Genomic DNA, 11,321 nt, shown 5'->3' with positions numbered 1-11,321 from the left:
GGCCCGCACACCGGCGGGCCCGGGCCGGTGCGCTGCGCCCCGTACGACTCGGCCGTCGCCACCGCCCCCGGCGCCCGCGCCGACCAGAAGATCGCCGGCACGCTGTGCCGCCCCCGCACCGCCCACGCCCGCACCGTCCAACTGCTGCTGCACGGAGGAACCTACGACCGCACCTACTGGACCCTGCGCGGCGATCCGCGCGGACCGTCCTACGTGGAGGCAGCGGGCCGGGCCGGGCTCGCCACGCTGGCCGTGGACCGGCTGGGCACCGGCCGCAGTTCCGCCCCGCACAGTTCCCGGTTCGCCGACACGACCCACGAGCAGGTGACCCTGCAACTGATCCGGAAGCTGCGCGGGGCCGGATTCAGCAAGGTGATCCTGGTCGGCCACTCCTTCGGCGCCACCGTCGCCCGCATGGTCGCCGTACACCACCCCGGCGAGGTCGACGGCCTGATCCTCACCGGTGAGGGCGCCCCGCCCAACTCCACCGCCTTCGAGCAGATGGGCGGCCTGTACCTGCCCGCCAACAAGCACCCGCTGCTGGCCGGGCGCCGCCTCGACGACGGCTACCTGGCGCTGCGGACCGGCGGCAAGGCCCGGTGGTTCTACGACCGCGAGACCACCGACCCCCGGGTGCTGCTGACCGACGAGCTCACCACCGAGCCGGACGTCTACCCCGCCGACCCGGCCTACGGGGACGTGGCGCTCAACCGGCGCATCAAGGTCCCCGTGCTGGTCGTCGTCGGCGGGCAGGACAAACTGATCTGCGGCGGACCGGGCAGCGACTGCTCCAGTTCCGCCGCCCTGAAGGCCAGCGCAGCACCGCTGTACGGGCCGCGGGCCCGGCTGGAAGCCCTCGCCGTGCCCGCCACGGGGCACGTGCTCAATCTGCATCGCACCGCCCCCCTGTGGTACGCATACGCACAGGAGTGGGCGAACCGCCGCGTGGGCGGCGGAAGTTGACCGAACTGTACAAGCAAGGGGCGGGCCAGATGGTGTGGATGACGCAGGAGCAGGCGGGCCTGCTCGCACGGTGGGAGGCCGTCTTCGAACCGGGGGATCCGGCGCGGACCGGCCGGTTGGTGTTCTACGCGGGAGCAGCGGCGGACGGGAGCGGGCCGGACTCCGCGGGCCGCGGCGCCGGACTCCCGCAGCTCCCGGTGGGCGAGCCGGGAGAGGCCGCCCTGGTGTTCGCCGAGGGCGACGGCCTCGGCGTACGGACGGTCCCGGTACTGCGGCTGACCGTCGCCGAGGCGCTGCCCGCACTCCTGCGGGCACGCAGGCTGTACGACAGTGAAATCGGCGCGGGCGACGCGGGCAGTACAAGCGGCGCGGGCAGCACAGGCAGGACAAGCGACACAGGCAGTACAAGTGACGCAGGCAGGACAAGCGACGCAGGCGCTACAGGCGGCGCTGCGGGCGGCTTCGAGGCAGTGCACGACGGCGGCGGCGCGAGCCGGTCCGCCGCCTTCTGGGGGACCGCCGCCGCCCTCGGCCTGCACCTGACCGCCCGCAGGCGTCTGCTGCCCGGCGTCTCGTCCGGCGGCTACGACGCCTGGCGGGCGGGCCCGCTGGACTCCGCGGACGTCACGCTGCTGCGCGAGGTGGCCGCCGCCGCCCCCGCCGCCGCGCTCGCCGCGCCCGTTCCCGTGCCCGAGGGCGGTCCGCTGCTGCTGCCCGACGCGACGGACCTGGTCCGCGCCTTCGTCGACGCGGTGGGCGACACGCTGCCGCGCACCCCGGCGGCGGCGACCGCCACCGGCCGCGCGGCCTTCGCCGCCGTCGAGCCCCAGCACGTGCCGCAACTGCGCGAGTGGGCCGAGGCGTTGTCGGCCGGCCTCGACTCGGGCGTACGGATGGCACTGCGCCTGGACCTGGTACCGGGGACCGACGACAGCCGGCCGCCCCTGCTGCGGCTGGTGCCGCAGATCTCCAGCCTCGCCGACCCGACGCTGCGCGCCGACGCAGGCGAGCTGTTCGCCGGCGCCGACGCCGCCGGGCTCGGCCCGCGCGCCCAGAGCGACACCGTCGTCGCCGTACGGCGCGCCGCCGAGGTCTGGCCGCCGCTCGGCCGGCTGCTGCCGGTGCCCTCCGCGCTGGACCTCACCGGGCGCGAGGTCCAGGAGCTGCTCGGCACCGCCACGGCGCGCCTGGCGGCGCAGGGGGTGGAGGTGCTGTGGCCCGAGGAGTCCACCAGCGCCCTGACTTCCCGTGCCGTCGTCGGCGGCGATCTCGCCGCCCCCACCCATCTGCGCTCCTTCCTCGGCTCCGACGGCACCGTCGGTCTGCGCCGCCACCTGGACCTCGACGGCGAGGCCCTCACCGACGAGGAGATCGCCCAGATCGCCCGCGCCGAAGGGGCCCTGGTCCTGCTGCGCGGACGCTGGGTGCTGATCGACGCGGAGATGGGCCGCGCGGCCCGCGAACGCGACCTGAAGCCGCTGACCGCCATCGAGGCGCTCGCCGTCGCCCTCACCGGGCACACCGAGATCGACGGGCGGCAGGTCCGGGTCTCGCCGAGCGAGTGGCTGCTCGCCCTGCGCCACCGCCTCGCCGACCCCGACGGCGGCAGCGAACCCGTCGAGCAGCCGGCCGGCCTCGCCGCCACGCTGCGCGACTACCAGCTGCGGGGCCTGCGCTGGCTGGACCGGATGACCTCGCTCGGCCTGGGCGGCTGTCTCGCCGACGACATGGGCCTGGGCAAGACCGTCCAGCTGATCTCGCTGCACCTGCTGCGCCAGGAGCACGAGGACAGCAAGGGGCCCACCCTCGTGATCTGCCCGGCCTCCGTGCTGGGCAACTGGCAGCGCGAGATCCTCAAGTTCGCCCCGGGCACGCCGGTGCGCCGCTACCACGGCCCCGGCCGCACCCTGGAGGGTGCCGACGCCGGGTTCGTCCTGACGACGTACGGCACGATGCGGCTGGACGCCGCGCACCTCGGTGCGCACCGCTGGAGCACGGTCGTCGCCGACGAGGCCCAGTACGTCAAGAATCCGCACGCGAGCACCGCCCGCGCGCTGCGGCTGATCCCCGCCGACGCGAAGATCGCCCTGACGGGCACCCCGGTCGAGAACAACCTCTCCGAGCTGTGGGCCCTGCTCGACTGGACCACGCCCGGTCTGCTCGGCAGCCACGGGCAGTTCCGCAGGCGGTGGATCTCCGCCATCGAGGCGGAGCGCGCCGAGCGCGCCGAGTTCGGGCCGCCGCCCGGCGAGGAGGGGGAGTACGGCACCGTCGCGCGCCATCTCTCCGAACTGGTGCGCCCGTTCCTGCTGCGCCGCAAGAAGACCGACCCCGGCGTCGCGCCCGAGCTGCCGCCCAAGACCGAGACGGACCGCCCGGTCGAGCTGAGCGCCGAGCAGCAGAAGCTCTACGAGAACCACGTGCACGACGTGATGGCCGAGATCAGGTCCACGCAGGGGATCGCCCGCAGCGGCCTGGTGCTCAAGCTGCTGACCGGTCTGAAGCAGATCTGCAACCACCCCGCGCAGTTCCTCAAGGAGGACGACGCCCGCCTCGACGGGCGCTCCGGCAAGCTGGAACTGCTGGACAGGCTGCTGGAGACGATCATCGCCGAGGACGGGTCCGCACTGGTCTTCACCCAGTACGTCACCATGGCGAAGCTGCTGGAGCGGCACCTGCGGGACCGGGGCGTGCCCACCCTGTTCCTGCACGGCGGCACGCCCGTGCCGCGTCGCGAGGAGATGGTGCAGCAGTTCCAGGAGGGGGCCGTCCCGGTCTTCCTGCTGTCGCTGAAGGCGGCCGGAACGGGACTCAACCTGACCCGTGCCGACCACGTCGTGCACTACGACCGCTGGTGGAACCCGGCCGTGGAGGCGCAGGCCACCGACCGTGCGTACCGGATCGGCCAGACCAGGAAGGTGCAGGTCCACCGGATGATCGCCGAGGGCACGGTCGAGGACCGCATCGCGGCGCTGCTGGAGGCGAAGAAGGGCCTCGCCGACGCGGTGCTGGGCTCGGGCGAGCAGGCGCTGACGGAACTGAACAACGACGAGCTGGCCAACCTGGTCGAGCTGAGGAGTGCGGGATGAGCGGGGAGCACAGGGGGGCGCGGGGCTTTCCCGCGTTCGCCGCGCGCAAGGGCAGCAGGTCGCGTGGGCAGTCCTGGTGGGGGCGGGCCTGGACCGAGGCGGTGGAGGACGCCGGACTCGACGAGGATTCGCTGAAGAAGGGCCGTTCCTTCGCCCGTTCGGGCCGGCTCGGGCCGATCACCCTGAGCCCGGGCCGGATCGCCACCCAGGTCTACGACGGGGACTCGTCCTTCTCGACGGTGCTCACGCTCGACGTGCTCGACGACGAGGAGTGGGAGCTCCTGTGGGAGAAGTCGGCCGAACGGCCCGCCGTCCTGGCGGAGTTGCTCGACGGCGCGGTGCCGCCCGACCTGCTGGAGTCGGCCGAGGACGCCCGGGTGCGGCTGCTGCCGGGCTACGGCGAGCTGGAACCCGACTGCGACTGCGACTCCTTCGACGACGTGTGCGCGCACGCCGCGGCGCTGTGCTACCAGACGGCCTGGCTGCTGGACCAGGACCAGGCGCTGCTCCTGCTGCTGCGGGGGCGCGGCGCGCAGGAGGCCGTGGAGGAGCTGAAGTCGGTCCTGCTGATGCGGGCCCTGGCCGGGGAGGACAGCGGGGAGGAAGAGGAGGAGGAGTCCGGTGGCGCAGCCGCGCCGCCGGTCGCGCCGCCCGCCGGGGCGGTCCCCGCGCAGGACGTCTTCGGCCGCGCGCCGGTGGCGCTGCCCGCCCTGCCCGCGCTGCCCGGTGCGCCCGCCCGGCGGGATCCCGTGTCCGGCATCGGGACCGATCCGCTGGAGCAGCTGGTCGCCGACGCTTCCGTACGGGCCAGGGAACTGCTGGCGCACGTGCACGGTTTCGTCGCCGAACCGTCGCCGCCGCTCGACCTGCGGCGGGACACCGTACGGATCGCGGCGACGCACCCCGATCCGCGGGTGACCGTGCGGCTGGCCAGGGCCGGTGGCGACGCGGAGCAGTTGGAACGGGCCGCGCGGGCCTGGCGGTGGGGCGGCAGCGCGGGGCTCGACGTGCTGGAGGAGGCCTGGACGCCTTCGCGCCAGGACGACGCACGGGCCCGGATCGCGCTGGAGGCGGGCTGGGCGCAGGACGAGCTCCCCGAGGTGGAGGTGGAGCGCAACCGCTGGACGCTGGCCGGACGGGGGCTGCAACTGCGCCACGGCCGTGACGGCCGCTGGTACCCGTACCGGCAGGAGGGCGGCCAGTGGTGGCCGTCGGCCACGCCGCACGACGATCCGGCGGACGCGCTCGCGGAACTGCTGGGCGAGTAGGCGAGCAGGGCGAGTGGGCGACGCGGTGTCCTGGCCTCCTGGGCCAGGGCACCGCGTCCGTGCGCCGTCACCGCCCTGCGGCGGCGCGGGGCGGGAATCGCCGCTCGCGGGGAACTCCCGTGCTCCTCCTCGCTACTTGGGGCAGAACTCGGCCTCCATCACCGTGCCGGTGTCCCCGCTCCAGTCGCCGTTGAGGTTCAGGGCCACGGACTTCCGTCCGTCCTCGGTCGTGCCCGCGTGGGTGGCCGAGCCGTGAATTCCTCCGGTGTGGCCCCAGACCGCCTTGCCGCAGGACAGCTTCTGCTCGTAGATGCCCAGCCCGTAGCCGATGTGGGGGTAATCGGGGCTGACCGGGACGGTGGTCTTCATCTCCTTGAGCTGCTGCTGCGGCAGGAGCCCGCCGGTGAGCAGGGCGCGGTAGAAGCGGTTGAGGTCGGCGGTGCTGGAGACCATGGCGCCCGCGGCGCCGGCCAGGGTGGGGTTGAGTTCGGTGACGTCGTACTTCTTCGTGGCGGCCGGGTCGGCGGAGAGCTTGCTGTACGCACGGCTGCTGGGCTGCGGCAGGCGGGTCTCGTCGTGCGGGGCCGAGGTGCCGCGCAGCTTGAGGGGGCGGATGATGCGCCGCTCGATCTCGCTCTCGTACGAACGGCCCGTCGCCTTCTCGACGACCATGCCGGCGAGGAGGTAATTGGTGTTGGAGTACTGCCACTTGGTGCCGGGGGCGAAGTCGGGGGCGTGGCCCATGGCGACCTTCACGAGGCGGCGCACGGGGAGGGACTCGTAGCGGTTTTCGAGGAATGCGACGCTCATCCGCTGCCGGACGAACTCCGGGTCGCTCGTGTAGGAGTAGATGCCGCTGGTGTGCTGGAGCACCTGGCGCAGAGTGATCTTCCGGCCGTCGTGGCCGTGCCCGCGGACGACGCCGGGCAGCCACTTCTCGACGCGGTCGTCGAGGGAGAGCTTCCCCTCGGCCTCCAGCTGGAGCAGCACCGTCGCGGTGAACGTCTTGGTGATCGAGCCGATCCGGAACCGGTCCTGCGCGTGGCGCTCCCGCCCGGTGGTGAGGTCGCCGACCCCTGCGGTGTCCGTCCAGGCCCTGGACCCGCCGGGTCCCTCGGCGCGGACGACGACACCGGGCACCCCGTCCCGCACCAGGGCGTCGACGGCGGCACGGGTCTGGGCGTGCGGATCCGCGGCGGTGCGTTCGCGGACCTGCGCGGTGGCGGGGGCGGCGAGCGCGGCGCTGCCGGCGAGAGCGGCGGCGGTGAGGGTGGCGACGAGGAGCGCGGTGCGAGGCGGGCGGTGCGTGCGTACGGGCATCCGATGTCCCTACTGGCTCGGGTGCGCGCCGGGCTACGGGTGCGGCGGCACGTCGCGGGAGAGGACCGGACGCGGATCGCCGGGGTTGCTCCTCCCCCCTGGGTTGACCTGCTTTCGGCCAACCCTTTCCCCGGTGCGGCGACCGTGCGCACCGCCGGCGGGTGAAGGACCGGACGCAGCCCGGCACTTCACCCGCCACCGCCCGCGACGACGCCGCGGCGGACCGAACGTCAGAGGTCCACGACCAGCCGGGAGCCGTGGGCCCGCGAGACGCAGGGGTACATGAGGTCGGTGCGGTCCCGCTCCGACGGGGACAGCACGTCGTCGCGGTGGTCGGGCGTCCCGCGCAGCACCCGCAGTTCACAGCTGCCGCACAGGCCGTCCTCGCAGGACGCGGACAGCCCGGGGGCCTCCTCGCGCAGGGCCTCCAGGACCGACCGGTCGGCCGGTACCTCCACCACGGTGCCGCTGGCGGCGAGTTCGACCTCGAACGGCTTGTTGTCGGCGTCCTGCCTCTTGTCGGCCGAGGACTCGAACCGCTCCAGGTGCAGGGTCGTGTCCGGGCGGGCGCTCTCCCGCGTCTCCTCGACCGCGCGCATCAGGGCCTGCGGGCCGCAGCAGTACACCGCGGTCCCCTTCGGGCTCCGCGCGAGCAGGGCGCGCAGGTCGGGGCGGTCCGCCTCGTCGCGCGGGTGCAGCAGGACCCGCTCGGTGCCGTAGCGCTCCAGTTCCCGTACGAACGCCATGGCGGCGCGGCTGCGTCCCACGTAGACCAGACGCCACTGGGCGCCGCGGCGCTCCGCCTCCTCGATCATGGGCAGGAAGGGGACGATGCCGATGCCGCCCGCGACGAAGAGGAAGGAATCGGCGTCGGCCAGCGGGAAGTGGTTGCGCGGTCCGCGCACCGCGATCCGGTCGCCCGCGGACAGGCCGTGCACCTCGGCGGAGCCGCCCCGGCCCGCCGGTTCGCGCAGGACCGCCACGCGGTAGCCGCCGGTGTCGTCGGGGTCGCCGTGCAGGGAGTACTGGCGCACCTTGCCGGACGGCAGGACGAGGTCGATGTGGGCGCCCGCGGTCCACGCGGCGGTGCGGGCCCCGTCGGCGGGGACCAGCCGCAGGCCCACGACCCCTTCGGCGAGCCGGTCGACCGCGCCGACCGTCACGGGAACGTCCACGGCGCTCTTCGCTCCGGCGGCTCCGACTGCTCCGACTGCTCCGGCTCCGGCGGACCCGGCCTTGGCCGAGCCTGCGCGGCGTGCCGCGTACCGGCGTCCGCGGCCGGTGCGCCCCCACGGCTTGTACACGGACAGGAAGCCGAGGAACACCAGCACGCCGAAGACCGGCGGCACGGTCCACGCCAGCAGGGCGCCCTCCTCGCTGGGCCGGTACACCCCGCCCTTGGACGCCGCCGCCTTCTCGGCCGCCACCAGCACCAGCGGGTGCGTGTACACCCAGGCGAAGACCGCGACGGCCAGCGAGAGGACCCACTTGGTCAGCACCCACCGGTGGCGCAGCAGCCCCCAGGGGGTGCCGTGCCCGAGCAGGACGCCGGTGACGCCGCAGACCAGGCTGATGAGGGAGACGGTGGTCTCGTCGAAGATGTACATCGCGAAGTACGCGCCTTCGGCGATGCCCGGGTCGGTCGTCAGATGGCCGATCAGCGCGAGCGTGGCCATCGACATGGACAGGCCCATCCAGCCGACGGACGAGGTGATGTGCAGGGCGAGCGTGAGTCTGCGCCCCTTGGGCCCGAGCCGGAACTCCCCGCGTTCCGCCCTCTTCTGCCGCCTGGGCCGCCGCTCCTGCTTCGTGTCGCTGCTGGTCACCTCCTCCTGTTCGGCCGTGGGGGGTGCGGACGATCGGGCCAGGGTGGGGGTGGGCACGGGCTGCCTCTCTCTCCTGTCGGTTCTGTGCGACGCACCGGCTTCCTTCGCCCCTGTGAAGGGGGCCGTCCCTGTGGTGGGCGCCGGTCCGTGGTGGGGACAGTCCTGTGGTGGGGCCGGTCCTGTGGTGGGGCCGGTGCACTCGACTGCCCCTCGAATCTCCCAGCGGGGACTGGAGCCCTGCTCGGGCGCCGGGCAGGTCCCGCAGGTCGCGGCGGTGCTCCAGCGCCTCTCCGTGGCCTCTCCAGCGCCGTTCCCGACGCTGGCCGGACCGCGCAGGCGCAGCAGTTCAGACAGCGGTCGGACGGCTGGCGGACAGCGGTCGGGCAGCATCGACACAGGGGTGAAGGTGGAACAGGGATGACCATTCTCGTGACAGGCGCGACCGGAGCCGTCGGCCGCCACGTGGTGGACCGGCTCGTCGCGGCAGGGGCGTCCGTACGGGCGCTGACCCGCTCCCCCGCCACGGCGGGGCTGCCCGCGGGCGTCGAGGTCTTCGAGGGCGATCTGGAGCAGCCCGCCACCGTGCGCGCCGCCCTGGCAGGGGCCGAGCGCCTCTATCTCTTCCCGGTGCCCGGGACGGCGCGGGAGGTCGTCGCCCTCGCCAAGGAGGCGGGGGTGCGGCACATCGTCGTGCTGTCCTCCTCGTCGGTGCTCGACACCAGCGGCGACAACCACAGCGGCGCGCACCACCGTGCGGTGGAGGAGGCCGTCGAGGCCTCCGGCATCGACTGGACCTTCGTGCGCCCCGACGAGTTCGCCACCAACCTCCTCTGGAAGTGGGGGCATTCGATCCGCACCGAGTCCCTGGTGCGGGCGCCGTACGGCAACGCGCCGCGGGTGCTGATCCACGAGGCGGACGTGGCCGCGGTGGCCGCCACCGCCCTGCTGGAGGACGGGCACGCGGGACAGGCGTACGTACTGACCGGGCCGCAGGCCCTCACCCAGGCGGACCAGGTGCGGGTCCTGGCCGGGGCGGCCGGCCGGCCGCTGCGCTTCGAGGAGATCACTCCCGACGAGGCGCGCGCCGAGATGGGCCGGTTCATGCCGTCCCCCGTCGTCGAGATGGTCCTGGGCTATCTCGCCGACGCGGTGCTCGACCCGCCCTCCCCGGTGGACACCGTCGAGCGGGTCACCGGCCGGCCGGCCCGCACCTTCGCGCAGTGGGCCGACGACCACGCCGCCGACTTCGCGGCCCAGCCGGCGGGGGCGACGGCATGAGCATCGACATCCCCACCGGTCTGCGCACCGCCCTGGTGTCGCTCACCGGCACCGGCCCGGCCGAGAAGCACCTCGTGCCGGGCGAGAGCCGGCGCCCGGCAGCGGGCAAGGGCCAGGTCGTGGTGCGGGTCGAGGCGGCCGGAGTCTCCTTCGCGGAGGTGCAGATGCTGCAGCACCTGCACCCCTTTCCGCCCCGGTTCCCCTTCGTACCCGGTTACGACCTGGTGGGACGCGTCGTCGAGGTGGGCCCCGGGGCCACCGGGCACCGGGTCGGCGACCGGGTCGCGGCCATGCCGCGGCACGGCGCCTGGCAGGAGTACGTCGCCCTTCCCGCGACCCAACTGGCCGCCGTGCCCGAGGAGTTGGACGCGGCCGTCGCGGTCTCCCTGGTCACCAACGGGGTGACGGCCTATCAGATGCTGCACCGCGCGACGGCCCCGGAGGCCGGGCAGACCGTGCTGGTGCACGGCGCGAGCGGCGGTGTCGGCACCCTGCTCACGCAGCTCGCCGTGCACCGGGGGCTGCGCGTCATCGGCACCGCGTCGCCCGCCAAGCACGCGACGGTGCGGGCCCTGGGGGCCGAGCCCGTCGACTACCGCACCCCCGATCTGGCCGCTGCCGTACGGGAGTTGGCGCCCTCCGGCGTGACCTGCGTCTTCGACCACATCGGCGGCCGGGGGCTGGACGCCGGGTGGGCGATGCTGGCCCGCGGCGGCACCCTGGTCTCCTACGACTCCTCGGTGGCCGGCTACCGGGCGGGCCAGTGGTTCAGGCCGCACGTCCCCGCGCTCCAGCGCACCGGACGGCGCTGGGTCGCCCGCAAGCTGGGGCTGACCGGTGGCCGCAGGCAGTGCATGTACTACGTCAAGCCCGGCGAGAACTTCCGCACCGACCTGGCCGCGCTGTACCGCCTGCTCGACGAGGGCGTGCTGGAGCCGAAGATCGCCGCCCGGCACCCGCTGGCCGACGCCCACCTCGCCGTACGCGCGCTGCTGGACGGCAGCACCGTCGGCAAGCACGTCCTGATCCCGTAACACCCCCCGCACCCCCCGCAGCGCGCCGAGGGCGGCGCACGCACCCCAACGACAACGAGGGATTCACATGTCCACCGCAGTGAACACGCAGGCCGCCACCCCCTCGGTCCAGGACCGCAACAAGGAACTGGCCCTCTCCATGGTCGCCGCCTGGAACCGCTGGGAGCTCCAGGGCATCATCAAGCACTGGGCCCCGGAGATCCGTCACTTCTCCGAGGACCGCCAGGTCGACTCGGCGCAGATGGTCGCCGCGATGGAGGGCGGTCTGGCCGCGTTCCCCGATCTGCACCTGGTGGCCAAGAGCGTCGTCGCCGAGGGCGACCGGGTCATCCTGCGGATCACCGTCACGGGCTCCCAGCTGGGCGAGTTCATGGGCAAGGCCCCCAGCGGCCGCAAGGTGACCTGGTACATGCTCGAAGAGCTGCGGTTCAACGACGAGGGCAAGGTCATCGAGCACTACGACGTGTTCAACTACCTGCCCATGCTGAAGGAGCTCGGCTTCGTCGCCGCGGACGTGCTCTGAGCCCGCGGACGTGACAGGGC

At 73.8% G+C, this 11,321-nt stretch carries 8 protein-coding genes; 6 read left to right on the top strand and 2 right to left on the bottom strand.

Translation table 11 applies throughout. The features are described from left to right. The 3 genes from ACWGIG_RS31115 to ACWGIG_RS31105 form a co-directional block, all read left to right on the top strand. A partial coding sequence (locus ACWGIG_RS31115) for an alpha/beta hydrolase (protein ID WP_453325027.1) occupies positions 1–963 on the top strand: 963 nt, incomplete at its 5' end. A 29-nt stretch (positions 964–992) separates the two neighbouring features. Then, the gene (locus tag ACWGIG_RS31110) at positions 993–4,052 is read left to right on the top strand and encodes a DEAD/DEAH box helicase (RefSeq protein WP_453325026.1); all 3,060 of its coding nucleotides are present in this window, start codon (positions 993–995) and stop codon (positions 4,050–4,052) included. Further along, the gene (locus ACWGIG_RS31105; protein ID WP_453325025.1) at positions 4,049–5,320 is read left to right on the top strand and encodes an SWIM zinc finger family protein; all 1,272 of its coding nucleotides are present in this window, start codon (positions 4,049–4,051) and stop codon (positions 5,318–5,320) included. The genes ACWGIG_RS31110 and ACWGIG_RS31105 overlap by 4 nt, the downstream gene beginning before the upstream one ends. 132 nt (positions 5,321–5,452) lie before the next feature. On the opposite strand, the gene ACWGIG_RS31100 is transcribed toward ACWGIG_RS31105, so the two are convergent. Together ACWGIG_RS31100 and ACWGIG_RS31095 are read right to left on the bottom strand one after the other, a co-directional pair. After that, positions 5,453–6,640, bottom strand: a complete 1,188-nt coding sequence (locus tag ACWGIG_RS31100) for a serine hydrolase domain-containing protein (RefSeq protein WP_453325024.1) — start codon at positions 6,638–6,640, stop codon at positions 5,453–5,455. Positions 6,641–6,870: 230 nt separating this feature from the next. Continuing rightward, positions 6,871–8,523 carry a 2Fe-2S iron-sulfur cluster-binding protein gene (locus ACWGIG_RS31095; protein WP_453325023.1) on the bottom strand — a complete coding sequence of 551 codons (1,653 nt, stop codon included), beginning with the start codon at positions 8,521–8,523 and terminating at the stop codon, positions 6,871–6,873. A 360-nt stretch (positions 8,524–8,883) separates the two neighbouring features. On the opposite strand from ACWGIG_RS31095, the gene ACWGIG_RS31090 reads away from it, so the two are divergent. From ACWGIG_RS31090 to ACWGIG_RS31080, 3 genes are all read left to right on the top strand, one after another. Beyond that, positions 8,884–9,744, top strand: coding sequence for an NAD(P)H-binding protein (locus ACWGIG_RS31090; protein WP_453325022.1), 861 nt, complete (start codon positions 8,884–8,886; stop codon positions 9,742–9,744). Then, positions 9,741–10,778, top strand: coding sequence for a zinc-binding dehydrogenase (locus tag ACWGIG_RS31085; protein WP_453325021.1), 1,038 nt, complete (start codon positions 9,741–9,743; stop codon positions 10,776–10,778). Before ACWGIG_RS31090 ends, ACWGIG_RS31085 begins: the two co-directional genes overlap by 4 nt. 67 nt (positions 10,779–10,845) lie before the next feature. Beyond that, the gene (locus ACWGIG_RS31080) at positions 10,846–11,301 is read left to right on the top strand and encodes an ester cyclase (protein WP_453325020.1); all 456 of its coding nucleotides are present in this window, start codon (positions 10,846–10,848) and stop codon (positions 11,299–11,301) included. The last annotated feature ends 20 nt before the right edge of the window (positions 11,302–11,321 follow it).

Source organism: Streptomyces sp. NPDC054863, assembly GCF_053610825.1.
This window is presented reverse-complemented; position numbering and strand designations above follow the sequence as displayed.